The sequence below is a fragment of the Streptomyces incanus genome (assembly GCF_042656345.1).
GTDB lineage: Bacteria > Actinomycetota > Actinomycetes > Streptomycetales > Streptomycetaceae > Streptomyces > Streptomyces incanus.
This window is the reverse complement of the sequence record NZ_JBHSPC010000056.1, coordinates 103,894-120,507: the sequence shown is the minus strand read 5'-3', so window position 1 is coordinate 120,507 and position 16,614 is coordinate 103,894. Positions and strand designations below refer to the sequence as shown.

The 16,614-nt window shown below is 71.7% G+C and carries 11 protein-coding genes; 2 read left to right on the top strand and 9 right to left on the bottom strand.

Annotated elements, in window-relative coordinates:
- Positions 1-3 precede the first annotated feature (3 nt).
- Together ACFP2V_RS20055 and ACFP2V_RS20050 are read left to right on the top strand one after the other, a co-directional pair.
- Positions 4-2,148, top strand: coding sequence for an acetate--CoA ligase family protein (locus tag ACFP2V_RS20055; RefSeq protein WP_381213987.1), 2,145 nt, complete (start codon positions 4-6; stop codon positions 2,146-2,148).
- A gap of 122 nt (positions 2,149-2,270) precedes the next feature.
- On the top strand, positions 2,271-3,659 hold the full coding sequence (locus ACFP2V_RS20050) for an OFA family MFS transporter (RefSeq protein ID WP_381213984.1): 1,389 nt from the start codon (positions 2,271-2,273) through the stop codon (positions 3,657-3,659).
- A gap of 123 nt (positions 3,660-3,782) precedes the next feature.
- Here the strand turns inward: ACFP2V_RS20050 and ACFP2V_RS20045 are convergent, their stop codons facing one another.
- The 9 genes from ACFP2V_RS20045 to ACFP2V_RS20005 form a co-directional block, all read right to left on the bottom strand.
- Positions 3,783-4,994 (bottom strand): sugar phosphate isomerase/epimerase family protein, encoded by a 1,212-nt coding sequence (locus tag ACFP2V_RS20045; RefSeq protein WP_381213981.1) that lies wholly within the window; start codon positions 4,992-4,994, stop codon positions 3,783-3,785.
- Between the two features lie 133 nt (positions 4,995-5,127).
- Entirely contained in the window at positions 5,128-6,561 is a 1,434-nt protein-coding gene (locus ACFP2V_RS20040; RefSeq protein ID WP_381213978.1) for an alkaline phosphatase family protein, read from the bottom strand.
- The gene (eboE, locus tag ACFP2V_RS20035; RefSeq protein ID WP_381213976.1) at positions 6,558-7,727 is read right to left on the bottom strand and encodes a metabolite traffic protein EboE; all 1,170 of its coding nucleotides are present in this window, start codon (positions 7,725-7,727) and stop codon (positions 6,558-6,560) included. Before eboE ends, ACFP2V_RS20040 begins: the two co-directional genes overlap by 4 nt.
- A gap of 3 nt (positions 7,728-7,730) precedes the next feature.
- A complete protein-coding gene (locus ACFP2V_RS20030) occupies positions 7,731-8,624 on the bottom strand; it encodes a TatD family hydrolase (protein WP_381213973.1) in 894 nt (297 codons plus the stop codon).
- Positions 8,624-9,427: an EboA domain-containing protein gene (locus ACFP2V_RS20025; RefSeq protein ID WP_381213970.1), complete on the bottom strand. Its 804-nt coding sequence runs from the start codon at positions 9,425-9,427 to the stop codon at positions 8,624-8,626. Before ACFP2V_RS20025 ends, ACFP2V_RS20030 begins: the two co-directional genes overlap by 1 nt.
- Complete coding sequence (locus ACFP2V_RS20020) at positions 9,424-10,380, bottom strand: sugar phosphate isomerase/epimerase family protein (protein WP_381213967.1); 957 nt, start codon at positions 10,378-10,380, stop codon at positions 9,424-9,426. Before ACFP2V_RS20020 ends, ACFP2V_RS20025 begins: the two co-directional genes overlap by 4 nt.
- Positions 10,377-11,453: an SCO3242 family prenyltransferase gene (locus tag ACFP2V_RS20015; protein ID WP_381213964.1), complete on the bottom strand. Its 1,077-nt coding sequence runs from the start codon at positions 11,451-11,453 to the stop codon at positions 10,377-10,379. Before ACFP2V_RS20015 ends, ACFP2V_RS20020 begins: the two co-directional genes overlap by 4 nt.
- Entirely contained in the window at positions 11,450-12,625 is a 1,176-nt protein-coding gene (locus tag ACFP2V_RS20010; RefSeq protein WP_381213961.1) for an inositol-3-phosphate synthase, read from the bottom strand. Before ACFP2V_RS20010 ends, ACFP2V_RS20015 begins: the two co-directional genes overlap by 4 nt.
- 121 nt (positions 12,626-12,746) lie before the next feature.
- Positions 12,747-16,469 carry a ThuA domain-containing protein gene (locus ACFP2V_RS20005; RefSeq protein ID WP_381213958.1) on the bottom strand — a complete coding sequence of 1,241 codons (3,723 nt, stop codon included), beginning with the start codon at positions 16,467-16,469 and terminating at the stop codon, positions 12,747-12,749.
- Positions 16,470-16,614 lie beyond the last annotated feature (145 nt).

Below are 16,614 nucleotides of genomic sequence, written 5' to 3'. Positions count from 1 at the left end.
GTGATGGCCGAGGACCGCACGCTGCGGGTGCGCACGCTGCTCGACGCGGTGCGCGCCGACGGGCGCACCGCGCTCACCGCCCCCGAGGGCAAGGTGCTGGCGGACGCGTACGGGATCGCCGTACCGGGTGAGGAGCTGGCGACGGACGTCGACGAGGCCGTGGCGTACGCGGCGCGGTTCGGCGGGCCCGTCGTGATGAAGATCGTCTCACCGGACATCCTGCACAAGACCGACGCCGGCGGTGTGATCGTCGGTGTGGAGGGCGCGGCCGACGTGCGGGCGGCGTTCTGCCGGATCGTGGAGAACGCCCGCGCGTACGACCCTGCCGCCCGGATCGACGGCGTGCAGGTGCAGGAACTGCTGCCGCAGGGGCAGGAGGTCATCGTCGGGGCGGTCACCGACCCGACGTTCGGGAAGGTGGTGGCGTTCGGGCTCGGCGGGGTGCTCGTCGAGGTGCTCAAGGACATCACCTTCCGGCTCGCGCCGGTGGACGCCGACGAGGCGCTGTCGATGCTGGACTCGATCCGGGCGGCGGAGATCCTGCGCGGGGTGCGCGGGCAGGCCGGTGTGGACCGGTGGGCGGTCGCCGAGCAGATCCGCCGGGTGTCGGACCTCGTCGCGGACTTCCCGGAGATCGCCGAGGTGGACCTCAACCCGGTGATCGCCACACCGGGCGGCGCGGTCGCCGCCGACATCCGGGTGATCCTGTCGACCGAGGCGCCGAAGGAGCGCCGCCAGTACTCGCGTGAGGAGATCCTCGCCTCCATGCGGCGGCTGATGCAGCCGCGTTCGGTCGCCGTGATCGGCGCCTCCGCCGAGCCGGGCAAGATCGGCAACTCGGTGATGCGCAACCTGGTGGACGGCGGCTTCGCCGGGGAGATCCATCCGGTGAACCCCAAGTCCGATGACATTCTGGGCCGCAAGGCGTACAAGAGTGTCACGGACGTCCCCGGTGAGGTGGATGTGGCGGTCTTCGCGATTCCCGCCAGGTTCGTGGCCGCGGCGCTGGAGGAGGTGGGACGCAAGGGGATCCCGAACGCCGTCCTCATCCCCTCCGGGTTCGCGGAGACCGGTGAGCACGAGCTCCAGGACGAGATCGTGGCGATCGCCGAGCGGCACGGCGTCCGGCTCCTCGGACCCAACATCTACGGCTACTACTCGACGTGGCAGGACCTGTGCGCCACGTTCTGCACGCCGTACGACGTCAAGGGCGGGGTCGCGCTGACGTCGCAGTCGGGTGGCATCGGGATGGCCATCCTGGGGTTCGCGCGCACCACGCGGACGGGTGTGTCGGCGATCGTCGGGCTGGGCAACAAGTCGGACCTGGACGAGGACGACCTGCTGACCTGGTTCGGACAGGACCCGCACACCGACTGCATCGCCATGCACCTGGAGGATCTCAAGGACGGGCGGGCGTTCGTGCGGGCCGCGCGCGAGACGGTGCCGAAGAAGCCGGTCGTGGTGCTGAAGGCGGGGCGTACGGCGGCGGGCGCGAAGGCCGCGGGTTCGCACACCGGCGCGCTGGCGGGCGACGACGCCGTGTACGACGACATCCTGCGGCAGGCCGGTGTGATCCGCGCGCCGGGTCTCAGCGACATGCTCGAGTACGCGCGCGCGTTGCCGGTGCTGCCCGCCCCGACGGGCGACAACGTCGTGATCATCACGGGGGCGGGCGGCAGCGGGGTGCTGCTGTCGGACGCGGTGACGGACAACGGGCTGTCGCTGATGGAGATCCCGCCGGATCTGGACGCCGCGTTCCGCGCGTTCATTCCGCCCTTCGGAGCGGCCGGCAACCCGGTGGACATCACCGGGGGCGAGCCGCCGTCGACGTACGAGGCGACGATCCGGCTGGGTCTTGAGGATCCGCGCATCCACGCGCTCGTCCTCGGCTACTGGCACACCATCGTCACGCCTCCCATGGTGTTCGCGGAGCTCACCGCGCGGGTGGTGGCGGAGTTCCGCGAACGGGGCGTCGAGAAGCCGGTGGTGGCGTCGCTGGCGGGCGATGTGGAGGTCGAGGAGGCGTGCCAGTACCTCTTCGAGCGGGGCGTCGTGGCGTACCCGTACACGACCGAGCGGCCGGTGGCGGTGCTCGGGGCGAAGTACCGCTGGGCGCGTGCGGCGGGTTTGTTGGGGGGCGGTTCATGAGGTGAGTGGACCGGGGGCCGGCCGGCGGGGCGCGTCGGCCGGCCCCCGGGCCCGAACGCGCACGAAAGGCATTGGACAGGGGGCGCTGGCCAGAACTTTCGACGCAAGGGGTGCAACACGACATGACAACGACCGATCTGCGTACTTCGGTTCCCTACCGGGAGGTGGCCGACGCGAACGGACGCGTCTACCGCCTCGGTGAGACCGACATCGACATCATGGGCCGCGCACGCAAGTGGATGGTCATCCTGCCGTGGATCGGCATGATGGGCATCTCCTCGGCGGAGTACGCGTTCGCTTCCGCCGAGGACACCCTGCACACGGCCCATTCGTGGAGCAGCGCGCACATCTTCTGGATGCTGGGCGTGTGGGTGTTCTTCCAGGCGGCGGTGGCCTTCCCGGCGGGCAAGCTGCGGGAGAGCGGCAGACTGCCGGCCCGCTGGGCGATGATGTGCGGCGCGGTGGGAACCCTGCTGGGCTATGTCTCGCTGGCCTTCGCGCCGCATGTGATCGTCGCGTATCTCGGCTTCGGCATGTTCAGCGGTATCGGTGCCGGCATGGTGTACGCGACCTGCGTGAACATGGTCGCCAAGTGGTACCCGGAGCGCAAGGGCGGCAAGACCGGCTTCGTGAACGGCGGTTTCGCCTACGGTTCGGTGCCGTTCGTCTTCATCTTCACCGGCTACATGGACCTCACCAACTTCCGCTGGGTGCTGGTCGCGGTGGGTGTGTTCCTGGCCGGTGTGGTGGCAGGAGCCGGCTACTTCTTCAAGGACCCGCCGAAGAACTGGTGGCCGGCCGACATCGATCCGCTGAAGAAGCCGACCGACGCGCGCACCCGGCGCGCGATGGAGAAGAACCCTCCGGCCGTGCACCAGTACACCCCCATGGAGGCGTGGCGGACCGGCCGGGTGGGCCTGATGTGGTTCTGCCTGCTGTGCACGTCGGGGGTGAACATCTTCGGTATCGCCTTCCAGGTGCCCTTCGGCGACGACGCGGGCTTCGCGGGCGGCATCGTGGCGACCGCCATGTCCCTGAAGGCGATCGTCAACGGCACCGGCCGCGGTGTCATCGGCTGGCTCTCCGACCGGTACGGCCGCAAGCAGTGTCTGATCTTCGTCTGCATCATCCTCGGGCTGGCCCAGTACGGCATCCTGTTCTCCGGGAACATCGGGAACCTGCCGCTGTTCCTGCTGTTCTCGTCGATCTCCGGATTCGGCGGCGGTGCCATCTTCCCGATGTTCGCCGCGATGACCGCCGACTACTTCGGTGAGAACAACAACGCCACGAACTACGGTCTGGTGTACTCCTCGAAGCTCGTCTCCGGTCTGCTCGGATCCGGCATGGGCGCCGTCGTGGTGGCGGCCTGGGACTACGCGGGCGCGTTCGTCCTGGCCGGTTCGATCTCCCTGTTCGCCGGTTGCGTGGCGGTGTTCCTGCATCCCCCGGGGCGGCCCAGGGCCAAGGGCGTCACGCCCAACCCGCAGCCGCTCGGTGAGGAGACGGCCTGACCCCACGGACCGCCGGAGCCGCACGCCGTCCGCCACGAAGCACCGGCACGAGAGCTTCGTCCACACGGACCGGGCGGCCCCTCCCGCAACACGCGGGAGGGGCCGCCCGGTCCGTGTGCGCGGTCAGCGGCGCCCCTTGCGCAGGGCCGCCAGGTTGTCGTAACTGATCTTGGCCTCCCGCAGCGACTTCCCGGGGTCTGTGGCGCTCGGGGCGTTGTCGTCCTCGACCATCGGGTTGCGGTAGTTCCGCTGCCCGACCCGGGAGAAGAACGTCGTGTAGTCGATGACGCCGGTTCCGAAGGGGACCATCTCGTAGCCCATGCCGTTGGTCGTGCTGACGACGCCGTCCTTGGCGTGGAAGAGCGGGTAGCGCTTGTTGTTGCGGGCGACCAGGCCGGCCGGGTCGAAGACGTTCCTGCGGGTGGAGCCGTCGTGGGCGGTGTACGTGTGGAACTTGTACTGGGCGACGTGCGCCCAGAAGATGTCCATCTCCAGCCAGACGGTCTTCGGGTCGGTGACCTTGAGGAAGTACTCCAGCTTCCGGATGCCCGAACTGCGGGTCGGCCGGCCCTGGTCGTCCAGGGGGCCGCCGTCGAGCAGGAAGCCGTAGGCACCGTCGTGGTTGTGGGTGTAGAGCTTGATGCCCTCCCGCCGGGCGATCGCGCCGAGGGCGTTCCACTTGTCGGCGGCCACGTCCCAGTCGGCGCGGTGGGAGCTGCCGGTGGGGTCGCCGCCGGTGCCCATGTGGTCCAGGCCGAGGATGTTGGCGATCTCGAGGTGTTTCTTGAAGGTGTCCAGGTCCGCCGTGGTCAACGGCCAGGAGGACGGGATGAAGCCGTGGTTGCCCTGGGCGCGCAGGCCGTAGTCGTCGAGCCAGGAGCGCAGCAGCCTGGCGCCCGCGACGGATTCCAGGCTGGCGCCGCCGGGCGCGTTCGCGTGCTGGTTGTAGCCGGCGAACTCCACCTGGCGGTAGCCGTGGCGGGCCAACTGCTTGAACACCTCGCGGAAGCCGGAGGGCAGATCGGTGGAGAGGGGGTCGCGGCCGGTGGCGTCACGGACGGTGTAGAGGATGATGCCGCGCTTGTGCGGCGGGACGAGCACCTGCCCGCCGTGGCCGTGGTCGTGCCCGTGGTCGTGGTCTCTGCCGCGATCGTGGGCCAGGGCGGGGGCGGCCCCGAAGACGGGGAGCGCGACGGCTCCGGCCGCCACGGCGGTGCAGGTGCTGAGGAAACGGCGCCGGTCCACGCCCAGGGAGCGGCGCAGTCCCTCGTCCGGGGCGCCGGTGCCGGAGGCGGTGACGGCCTCGGTGCGGGAGGGCTCGGAATACAGGGTCACGAGTGGCCTGCCTTCTCGGTCGTGGCCGGTTCCGGTGCCGCCGGGACCGGCCGTTGTCAGTGCCGTGTGTTTCACTCTCTGTAGCTGGATCTCGGAGGGCCCTAAGTGGTGGTGCGTCAGCCATGGTGGTGCGTCAGCCGAGTCCGGCGAGCTGGAGCAGGAGTTGCTTGACATCGGTGGCCGCGACGCGGTCTCCGACGGCACGGGGGGTGGAGCAGATGAGGAGCGGACCGTCGTCGTCGCTCGCCGGGAGGCGGCCGTGGCTGCCCCGAATAGGCGACGGATCGAGGGGCACGACCGCCATCCGGTAGCGCATGCCGAGTTTCTTGCGCGCCAGCGCGGTGGCCGCCTTCACCTTGACGTACGGGTCGAGGGGGTCCATGAAGAGCTCGACCGGGTCGTAGCCGGGTTTGCGGTGGATCTCGACGAGCTGCGCGAAGTCGGGCGCGCGGTCGTCGTCGAGCCAGTAGTAGTACGTGAACCAGGCGTCGGATTCGGCGACGGCGACCAGTTCGCCGGCGCGCGGATGGTCGAGGTGATGGGCCTTCTTGCCCTCGTCGTCCAGGAGTTGGTCGATGCCGGGCAGCCCTTCGAGAGCGGCCCGGGTGGCGTCGAGGTCCTCGGGGCGGCGCACGTAGACGTGGGCGATCTGGTGGTCGGCGACCGCGAAGGCGCGCGAGGCCATCGGGTCGAGGTACTCCATGCCGTCCTGCGTGTGCACCTCCAGCAGGCCCGCGCGACGCAGGGCGCGGTTGATGTCCACGGTCCGGTTCACCCGGGTGATGCCGTACTCGGACAGGGCGACGACGGTGCGGCCCTCGGCGCGCGCGTCGTCGAGCAGCGGGGCCAGGGCGGCGTCCAGGTCGGCGGCGGCTTCGAGGGAGCGCGGGTCGTCGGGGCCGAAGCGCTGCAGGTCGTAGTCGAGGTGAGGGAGGTAGCAGAGCGTCAGGTCGGGGTGGCGGGTGCGGTTGATGTGGCGGGTGGCATCGATGATCCACTGGCTGGAGACGAGGTCGGCCCCGGGCCCCCAGAAATGGAACAGGGGGAACGTGCCGAACTTCTCGGTGAGTTCGTCGTGCAGGGCGGCCGGCCGGGTGTAGCAGTCGGGTTCCTTGCGGCCGTCGGCGTAGTAGACCGGGCGGGGGGTGACGGTGATGTCGGTGTCGGCGCCCATGGCGTACCACCAGCAGATGTTGGCGACGGTGTAGCCGGGGTGCGCGCGGCGGGCGGCGTCCCAGAGCTTGTCGCCGGCGACGAGTCCGTTGTGCTGGCGCCACAGCAGGACGTCGCCGAGTTCGCGGAAGTACCAGCCGTTGCCGACGATGCCGTGTTCGGAGGGGAGGGTGCCGGTGAGGAAGGTGGACTGGGCGGCGCAGGTGACGGCGGGCAGCACGGTGCCGAGCGGGGCGCGGGAGCCGGACTGGCCGAGCGTCTTGAGGTGGGGCATGTGGTCGAGGAGCCGGGGGGTGAGGCCGACGACGTCGAGGACGAGAAGGGGGGTGGGGCCGCCGGTCGTGGGTTCTGCGGGGGAGCCTGTTGTGGGGTCTGCCGCGGGGTCCGGGGTCATGGGAGTTCCTTCAGGCCTAGGTCCGTCAGCAGGTCGCGGGCGAGGGTGAGTTCGGCGGCGATGCCGTCGGCGAGCTGGGCGCGACCCTTGGGCCGCAGCTCGGGTGGGAGGGCCTGCCAGGTGTAGGTCTCGGCCTCCAGATGGCGGGTGAGTGGCTGCGGGCCGCCGACGAGCCGGGTCAGGGCGGTCTTCAGCACGGGCAGTGTGGAGGTGAGGGGCGCGGTGGGAGCCGCGTGCAGCGGGACGTGGAAGTGGGCGCGCCAGGGCGCCCCGTCGGGCAGGGTGTCGCCGGCCAGGGCCTCGTCGAGGTCGTCGGTGCCGCGCAGTCCGGCGGCGGTGGACGTGCGGGTCTGGTGCAGGAAGCGGGGCTCGGCGAAGGCGCGCAGGGCCTCGCGGACCTCGGGCAGATGGGGCTGCTCGGCGTGCAGGGCGGCGGAGAGCTGGGACTTGACCACGGGGATGCCGGCCCGGGTGAGGTCGTCCAGGGCGGTGTGCGGATCTTCGAAGGAGGTGGCGAGGTGACAGGTGTCGACGCAGATGCCGATGCGGTCGTGGCCGATCGCGGTGAGCGGTTCGATGGCGTCGTGGGTGGTTTCGACGACGCAGCCGGGTTCAGGTTCCAGGGCGATGCGGATGGAGCGTCCGGTCAGCTCCTGCAGTGCGTCGAGGCGTTCGGCAAGGGTACGCAGGGCGGTGCGGGAGGCTTCGGCGCGCTCCGTGTCGTGGGCGGTGCGCCAGGCCAGCGGCAGGGTGGAGATGCTGCCGTCGGGGACGTCGTCGGGGAGCAGAGCGGCGAGGAGGCGGGCCAGGGAGGTGGTGTACTCCAGGCGTTCGGGGTCGGCCCAGTCCGGTGTGTAGACGCGGTACTTGACCTCCTCGGCGCCGAATCCCTGGTAGGGGAAACCGTTGAGGGTGACGACCTCGAGGCCGCGCCGGTCGAGTTCGCAGCGCAGGCCGCGCAGGGCGGACGGGTCGGTGACGAGGGCGTGGGCGGCGTCCTTGGCGAGCCACAGGCCGATGCCGAGCCGGTCGCGGCCGAGACGGCGGCGGACGGGTTCGCAGTGGTCCCGCAGCTGGGCGAGGACACCGTCGAGGGTCTCGGCGGGGTGGACGTTGGTGCAGTAGGCGAGGTGGACGGTGGATCCGTCGGGGTGGCGGAAGCGCATGGCTCACGCCTCCGCGGCGGCGACGCCGGCCGTCCGCGGGGGCTCGTCCCTCGGTGCACCGCGCTGGATGGAGTTGCCCTCGTGGGTGGCCTCGGGGGCGGTGACGTCGAGGGTGAGCCGGCCGCTGAGTCCGTAGAAGGCGACGGGGTTGCGCCACAGGACCCGGTCGACGTCGTCCTCGGTGAAACCTTCGGCGAGCATCAGGTCGGCGACCTTGCGGGTCTTGAGCGGGTCGCTCTTTCCCCAGTCGGCGGCGGAGTTCACCAGGACCCGCTCGGGGCCGTGGGAGCGCAGGATCGCGACCATCCGTTCCTCGTCCATCTTGGTGTCGGGATAGACGGAGAAGCCGAGCCAGCAGCCGCTGTCCTTGGCCTCCTTGACGGTGGTCTCGTTGAGATGGTCGACCAGGACGTGCTCCGTGGGCAGCGCGGACTCCCGTACGGCGTCGAGGGTGCGGCGCAGTCCGGCGAGCTTGTCGCGGTGCGGTGTGTGCACCAGGGCGGGCAGGCCGTGGTCGGCGGCGAGCTGGAGCTGGACGGCGAGCGCGGTGTCCTCGGCGGGTGTCATGGAGTCGTAGCCGATCTCGCCGACGGCCACGACGTTGTCCTTGACGAGATACCGGGGCAGCAGGTCGAGGACGGGCGTGCAGCGCGGGTCGTTCGCTTCCTTGGGGTTGAGGGCGATGGTGCAGTGGTGGGCGATGCCGTACTGGGCGGCACGGAAGGGTTCCCAGCCGAGGAGGGAGTCGAAGTAGTCGGTGAAGGAGGCCGGCGAGGTGCGGGGCTGGCCGAGCCAGAAGGCGGGCTCGACGACGGCGCGGACGCCCGCCCCGTACATGGCCTCGTAGTCGTCGGTGGTCCGCGACGTCATGTGGATGTGGGGGTCGAAGAGGCGCATCAGGACTCCTTGCCGTGGGGGTCGTCCGTGGTGTGACTCGGGGTGGAGGCGGCGGAGGCGGCCTCGGCGGGGGCCAGGGCCAGGGTCCGTACGCGGTGCAGGTCCTCCGGGACGGGGCGGCCGGCGGCGGTGCGTTCGTCGGCGTAGTCGCCGAGCATGCGGGCGAGTTCGCCGTCGCCGCGGGCCCGCCGGGCCAGGTCCGCCACCCGGTTCAGGGCGACGCCGGTGAACAGGCACTTCAGTACGGCGTGCCGCCAGGCGTGGGCGTCGAGGTGCCGGGCGCAGTACGGGCCGACGGCGGCGGCGACGAGCCGGGTGTCGTTGGTGCGCAGGGCGTCCTCGACGAGCGGGCGGGCGTCGGGGCCGGGCACGAGGTGGGGCAGGGCGTGCAGGACCGCCCGGCGTTCGTCGGCGGTGCCCTGGTCGTAGACCCGGGTCAGCGCCTCGGTGTCGGCGCGGGCCGCGTGCAGGATCAGGACGCGGGCGGCGTCGGCGTGGGCTCCGCCGCAGCGGCGGCCGGCCTCGGCCAGGCGCAGTTCCCATACGGAGATGGGCCCATGGGTTCCGGGGTGGGCGGCGGCCTCGTCGAGGGCCTGGTCCAGCCAGGCGCGGGCGGTGGCACCGAGACGGGCGGAGAGGAGACGGTGCAGTTCGGCGGGCGGGGTGACGGCGAGGGTGATCGGGGTGGCGGCGGGGGTGGTGGTGCCGTCGGCTGCCGGGGTTCCCGGGGGGTGGGGGGTCGCCTCGGGGCCGCTGATGGTGGCTGCCTCCGGGGTCGCCGGGGTGGCAGGGGGGTGGTTCACGGGGTGCTGCTCCCTTCGGGGGTGGCGGAGGGATCGCCGAGCGGGGGCGCGGGGACGGATGCCGTGCCGGCGCCGGTCGCCGCGGTGCGGGCCGCGGCGTGGAGGAGCGGGAGGGAATGGGCGGCGAAATGGGGGCCCGCGTGGGAGTGGCGGGGCAGTTCGACGACGGTCAGGCCCTGGTAGCCGGTGGCGGCGAGGGCCGCGAGGACGGGCGGGAAGTCGATCTCGCCGTCCCCGAGGGGCAGGTGCTCGTGGACGCCGCGGCGCATGTCCTCGATCTGGACGTGGCGCAGCCAGGGGGCGGCGTCTCGTACGCAGTCCGCGGGAGGGAGGGGTTCGAGGCACTGGCAGTGGCCGATGTCCAGGGTGAGGCCGAGTGGCTCGGGGTCACCGAGCGTGCGGCGCAGGTGGTGGAAGTCGGCGAGGGTGGCGAGGAGGTGGCCGGGTTCGGGTTCGACGGCGAGGGGGACGCCGGCGGTGGCGGCGGCGTCCAGGACAGGGGCGAGGGTCTCGGCGAGGCGTTTCCAGGCGGTGTCCTCGTCCGTGCCGTCGGGGACGATGCCGCTGAAACAGTGCACGGCGTGCGCGCCGAGGTCGGCGGCGACGCGGACCGCCCGGAGGAGGAGGCCGACGCGGCGGGCGCGGTCGTCCGGGTCGGGATCCAGCAGCGACGGGCCGTGCTTGCGGCGGGGGTCGAGCACATAGCGGGCGCCGGTCTCCACGGTGACGCCGAGCCCGAGCTCGTCCAGCCGGTGCGCGACCCGGCGGGTGCGCGCCGCGAGGTCCGGGGCGAGCGGGTCGAGGTGCATGTGGTCGAGGGTCAGTCCGACCCCGTCGTAACCGAGGTCGGCGAGCAGGGCGAGGGCGTCGTCGAGACGGAGGTCGGCGAGGCCGTTGGTGCCGTAGCCGAAGCGGAGAGGGTGCGGGAAGACGCCGTTCGGGTTCCGGCTCACGTGATGCTCACCTTCCTCATGCCGGACCTCCTCGCGAACATCCGGCCGGCCGGGGCCAGGGCCGCGACGAGCAGGGAGGTGACGGCCGAGCCGGAGCGGGCGGCGAGCGCGGCTTGGAGCGGGATCGTGGCCCGGATGCCTCCGCCGACGGCGCGTTGGGTGAGCGGGGGCGAGGGGTTGAGCGCGGCGTGGAAGTAGGGCCGGGCGGCCGTGGCCGCGTAAGCGGCGGCCAGGGCGGTGGCGAGGACGCCGGTGGCCCGGGACGGGCGCTCGGCCGGGCCGGAGCCCGGCAGGCCGGGGGCGGCTGCTGCCCGCCGGCCTGCCGGGAGTCGGGTACGGCGGTGGGTGACCAGCCGCGTCAGCGCCCCCGTCGTCGCGAGGGCCGCCAGCGGGGCCAGGACCGAACCCCCGGTGGTCTCCCGGCGGGAGACTGCCGTGACCGCGAGGGTGTGCGTGCCGAGCAGCGCGGCGGAGGGCAGCGCTGCCCGGGTGCCGCCGCCGGTGGCGGCCGCGCCCAGGAGCAGATCCAGTCCGCGGGCGGCGGCCATGGCCGCGGGACCGGCGGGCGTGTGCTTCAGCGCGAGGTCGTAGGCCCAGACGGTCGCCGCCAGGGGCGCGGCCACCGCGAGGGCGGGGCGTCCCGCACCGGCGGCGAGCGCCAGTCCGACGCCGGTGAGGGCACCGGCGGCGGTGAGGGCGGCGGCCGGACGGATACGGCCGGACGGAATCGGGCGGTGCGGGCGTTCCGCGGCGTCCTCGGTGCGGTCCGCCCAGTCGTTCAGGGCCATGCCGGCCTCGTACAGGCACAGGGAGGACCCGATGGCGAACAGGGTGCGGGGCCCGGGGCGCGCGCCGGCCGCCGCCGCGCCGGCCAGGGCGTCGCCGGGGACGGTGAACAGCGCTGGCAGGCGCAGCAGTTCGGCCCAGGCACCCGCGCGGCCGGAGCGGGGACGGGAGGTGTGGGGCGCGGGACCGGGGAGGGGTGTGGAGGCGTCCCCGGGGACCGGGCCGTCTGCCGCCGTCGCCCCGGCCGTAGCAGGTGTGTCCTGCGCCGGGGCGGCCGTGCGGCTCACCGCTGCGCCCCGCGATCGAGGGCGTCGTCCCGCAGCCGCCCGGCGAAGCGCCTGAGCTCCACGTACTGTTCGGCCAGCGAGGACGGGCCGTCCCCCACCGGGTCCTTGAAGTAGAAGCCCAGTTCGCTCAGCGGACCGGACAGGCCCCTCTCCCGGGCGCGGGCGACCAACCGGGCCAGGTCGAGGACGAGCGGCGCGGCGAGCGCCGAGTCGCAGCCCTGCCAAGTGGTCTGCAGGACCATGCGGGCGCCGAGGAAGCCGTCGAAGGCGATGTGGTCCCAAGCCGTCTTCCAGTCGCCGAGCGCGGGCACGTCGTCGATGTGGACCTCGCCCTCGGGGGCGGTGCCGAGGGTGTCGGCGAGGACGCGTTCCTTGCCGGCGTTCTTGGCGGCGGCGGTTGCGGGGTCGGCGAGGGCGGCACCGTCGCCGCCACCCAGGAGGTTGGTGCCGGACCAGGCGCGCACGGCGAGGGCGCGCTGCAGGAACATCGGGCCGAGTACGGAGCGCAGCAGGGTCTGCCCGGTCTTGCCGTCGCGGCCCGCGTGGGGGACGGAGGCCGTCGCCGCCTGCTCGGCCAGCGCCGGGTGGTGCAGGCCTGCGGAGGGGGTGAAGTTGACATAGGGGCAGCCGGCGCGCAGGGCGGCCGCCGCGTAGAGGGAGCTCGGCGGCAGGGAGCCGTCGGCGGGAGCGGGCTCGGTGGAGGCGACGTTCACCACGACGGCGCCCGCAAGTCCCTGGCGGCGCACGAAGTCGCGCATGTCGGCCGCGAACACGTCGATCAGTTCGTCGTCGTGGCGGCCCGAGCCGCCGTCCGTGTCGCCGGTCAGGGGGCCGCCGGGTCTGATCTCCCGGTCGGCGGCGACGAGTTCGGCGTGCACGGCGGAGGGCAGTCCGTGCGGCAGGACGCCGCCGTCGGCCAGGTGTTCGGCACGTTTGGGCAGCGGGCAGCCGACGGTGTCGTGGCCGCCGAAGACGAGGGACGACAGCGGCGGCAGGCCGCACGGGGCGAAGTCGGGGGTCTCGGTGACCATGCCGGTCGGCGGATGGAGTCCGGCGGCGACAGCGGCGCAGCCCGCGATCGCGGTCGTGGCCACGGATCCGCGCGCCCCGATGAGCCAGACGCCGAAGCGCGGGGCCGGGGAGGGGGCGGGGAGGGACGGTTCGGCGGACATGGGCAGCCTCCTTGTCGTACGCGAACCGGGTGCGAGCGCCGGAAGCGGACGAGCGGGGTGCCGGGCGCGGGGCCCGGCGAGACGGCGGGCGGAGGTCCGGCGTCCTCCGCCCGCCGCCGTTCTAGTCGCCCTTGGCGGGCAGTTCCTTGAGCTGGATGTTGCGGAAGGAGACCTGGTCGTCGGCGCCATGGTTCTGGAGGCCGATGTAGCCGTCGGTCAGGCTCCGCTCGGGGTCCTTGTTGGTGAAGTCGTTGATCCTGACTCCGTTGAGGAACACCTGGAGGCGTTCGCCCTGGACCTTGATCTCGTAGGAGTTCCACTGTCCGGGCGGACGCAGGACCTGGTCACGGGCCTTGATGTCCGCCGACTTGAACGAGTAGACGGAGCCCGTGGTGCGGTCGGGCGCGTCCGTGGCGTCGATCTGGATCTCGTAGCCCTTGTTCACCGCGGACCAGGGGTCGTCGGAGGCCGGGAAGCCCACGAAGACACCGGAGTTGTCGTCGCCCCGCATCTTCCAGTCGAGCTTGAGGGAGTACGACTTCAGCTCCTTGGCCTGGTACCAGAGCAGACCCATTCCGCCCTCGGACTCCAGGGTGCCGTCCTTGACGTTGAACTTGCCGGGGCCGGCCTGCTTCCAACCCTCCAGGGTCTGGCCGTTGAAGATCTTCCGGTAGTCCTTGCCCGGCTTGCAGTCCGCCTTGACCTGGCCGGTGGCGTACTGCAGACCGCCGAGCAGATGGGTGCGGAAGGCCTCGTCGGCGTAGGACTCCTTGGTGTGGCCGCCGCCGGTGTAGAAGGAGCGGCCGCCGCCGTAGTTCTGGCACCAGGCGATCGGGTGGTCGCCCTTCATGGTGCCGCCCTGGTAGGTCGTCTCGTCGAGGGTGGCGAGGACCTTGGCCTGCTCGCGCGGGTTGGTGCGGTAGTTGTACCACTCGTCGGTGCGCTCCCACGCGTCGTCCAGGTGCGCGGTGGACGGGTGGTCGTGGTCCTCGACCCGCACGGTGGCCTTCTGGATGGCCGGGTGCGAGTCGAAGTAGGCGCCGACGAGGCCGCCGTAGAACTCCCAGTCGTACTCGGTGTCGGCAGCGGCGTGGACGCCCAGGTAGCCGCCGCCGTTGCTGACGTAGTTCTCGAACGCCTTCTGCTGGGCGGCATTGAGAACGTCACCGGTGGTGGACAGGAAGGCCACCGCGTCGTACTTGGCGAGGTTGGCCGTGGTGAACTGTCCGGCCTCCTCGGTCGCGTCGACCGTGATGCCGGCCGGGGCGCCGAGCTCCTTCAGGGCGGCGACGCCGGCCGGGATGGAGTCGTGCCGGAAGCCGGCGGTCTTGGAGAAGACCAGCACCTTCTTGCCGCCCTTGAACGGCTGGGTGGAGAACTCGAAGTCGTCCACGTCGTACAGCGCGCCGTCGCCGCCCCTGAAGACCAGGTAGATCTCCGTGGTGTTCTTCGGCAGCGAGCGCAGCGGCACGTCGACGTTCTGGAACGTCTCCCAGCCGCCGGTCGGCGGGATGTACGCCGAGCCGTGCAGCTTGCCGTCGGGCGAGCCGGTGCGCAGTTCGATGAAGCCGCCGGCGCCGCCGGAGGAGGCCCGCACGGTCATCTTCTTCTGCCCGTCGAACCGGTAGGGGCTGAAGGAGATCCAGTCGCCGTCGTTGATGTCGCCGACGGTCTTGCCGCCGTGGGCGCCTGTCTTGTCGTAGGTCTTCACGCCCGACTGGGTGGTGAAGTGCTCGGCCTGGCGGTGCAGCGGCTGGAGCACGGTGCGCGCGGTGCCGGTCAGGGCCTCCTGGCCGTTCGCACCGCCGTCGGTGTAACCGGCGCCGACGACACCGTAGATGTTGGCGTTGGGGTCGTGACCGCCGTCTCCGGCGGGCGGCTTGAGGGTGCCCTCACAGCCCGTCTCGCTGGTCAGCTCGTGGGCGTGGGAGTCGTGGCCGAGGCTGTAGACGACCTTGACCTTGGAGCAGTCGACCTTCTCCTCGGGGTCGGTGACGGTCACCTTGAACGGGACGGGCTCACCGAAGGCGGCCAGGCTGCCGTTGCCCGGGGTCTCGATCTTCACGGTGGGCTCGGTGTTGCCGACCACGATGCGGACGCTGGCGTTGCCGGTGTTGCCCTCGGGGTCCTTCGCGGTGAAGGTCGCGGTGTAGGTGCCGACCTTCTTGTACTTGTGGGTGGGGGTGAGCCCCTCGCCCTTGGCGCCGTCGCCGAAGTCCCAGCTGTAGGTGAGGTTCGGGGAGTCGGCGTCCTTGGCGGAGGCGGTGAAGGCGACCTTGAGGCCGGCCGCACCGGACGTCTTGTCGGCGCTCACCTCGGCGATCGGGGAGAAGCCGTCCTGGGCGTTCTCGATCCGGTACAGCGCGGAGTTGTCGTCGCCCTGGAACCAGGAGAGGCCGTAGTCCAGGACGTAGAGCGCGCCGTCGGGGCCGAACTCCATGTCCATGATCTGGGTGCCGGTCCACGGGAAGTCATTGATCTTCGCGACGGAGCCGTCCGTGTTCTGCTCGATCCGCTTGATCCAGCGGCGGCCGAACTCGCCGGCGAAGAAGTCGCCGTCGTACTCCTCGGGGAACTTCACCTTGGAGTCGAGGTTCGGGTCGTAGCGGTAGACCGGGCCGGCCATCGGGGACTCGGAGCCGCTGCCGAACTCGGGCACGGAACCGCCGTCGTATGCGATCCAGGCGGGCTGGGCGGGCGGCAGGTCGGTGAGGCCGGTGTTGTGCGGGGACGTGTTCTTCGGGGCGTCGCAGTCGAACGTCTCGCCGGAGGTCTTGGTGGCGAAGTCGTAGTCGACGTAGGCGTCGTTGTCACCGGTGCAGAACGGCCAGCCGAAGTTGGCCGCCTTGGTGACCTTGGCGAACTCGACCTGTCCCGCCGGGCCCCGCTTCGGATCGGCGGCGCCGGCGTCGGGGCCGTAGTCGCCGACGTAGACGGTGCCGGTCTTGTCGTCGACGCTGATCCGGAACGGGTTGCGGAAGCCCATCGCGTAGATCTCGGGACGGGTCTTCTCGGTGCCGGGGGCGAAGAGGTTGCCCTCCGGGACGGTGTACGAGCCGTCCTCGGCGACCTTGATGCGGAGGAGCTTGCCGCGCAGGTCGTTGGTGTTGCCGGAGCTGCGGCGGGCGTCGAAGGCCGGGTTGCGGCCCGGCCGCTCGTCGATCGGCGTGAAGCCGTCGGAGGCGAAGGGGTTGGTGTCGTCGCCGGTGGACAGGTAGAGGTTGCCCTCGGCGTCGAAGTCGATGTCGCCGCCGACGTGGCAGCAGATGCCGCGGGAGGCCGCGACGTCCAGGACCTTCTTCTCGCTGGCCATGTCCAGCGTGCCGTTGGGGTTGAGGACGAAGCGGGAGAGGCGGTTGACGCCGTCGAACTTCGCGAAGTCCGCGGCGGTGCCGGTCTCCGGGGCGTCGCCCGCGGGGGTGTCGAGCGGCGGGGCGTAGTAGAGGTAGACCGCCCGGTTCTTCTTGAAGTCCGGGTCGATGCCGACGCCCTGCAGACCCTCCTCGTCATGGCTGTAGACGGGGATCTTGCCGGCGACCTTGGTGACACCCGCTTGGTCGGTGAGGCGCAGCGTGCCGTCGCGCGAGGTGTGCAGGACGCTGCGGTCCGGAAGCACGGCGAGCGACATCGGCTCGCCCGTCTCGGGCTCGCCCTTGGCGAGCGGTACCTGCTGGAACTGTCCCTCGGCGGCTGCCGGTCCATCGTGTTCCGGGTGACCGGGGTGGGCGCCGGCGACGGTCGCCGGGGCGCCCACGGCCAGCATCAGGCCGGTGAACAGGGCGAGGCTGGTGCGAAGTCTGGGGCGCCTCGTGGTGCGGGTGGATGCGAGTCTGCTTCTGTGCACGAAGTCCCTCCGGGAACGGGGTGGGGCCGTACGGAACAGGTGCGAAGACGTGCGCCGGGATGCGTCGGCACCCCGGCGGTGTGGGTGTCCTGGACACTTCAGGGACCGTAACCGCGTTCGTCCGGAACGAACAACCCTTGGGTCA

Excerpts from the sequence above, each read along its gene's own strand:
- ACFP2V_RS20050 (WP_381213984.1), top strand. The coding sequence starts at position 2,271 with ATGACAACGACCGATCTGCGTACTTCGGTTCCCTACCGGGAGGTGGCC.
- ACFP2V_RS20010 (WP_381213961.1), bottom strand. The coding sequence starts at position 12,625 with ATGTCCGCCGAACCGTCCCTCCCCGCCCCCTCCCCGGCCCCGCGCTTC.
- eboE (WP_381213976.1), bottom strand. The coding sequence starts at position 7,727 with ATGCGCTTCCGCCACCCCGACGGATCCACCGTCCACCTCGCCTACTGC.
- ACFP2V_RS20055 (WP_381213987.1), top strand. The coding sequence starts at position 4 with ATGGCCGAGGACCGCACGCTGCGGGTGCGCACGCTGCTCGACGCGGTG.
- ACFP2V_RS20040 (WP_381213978.1), bottom strand. The coding sequence starts at position 6,561 with ATGACCCCGGACCCCGCGGCAGACCCCACAACAGGCTCCCCCGCAGAA.
- ACFP2V_RS20030 (WP_381213973.1), bottom strand. The coding sequence starts at position 8,624 with ATGCGCCTCTTCGACCCCCACATCCACATGACGTCGCGGACCACCGAC.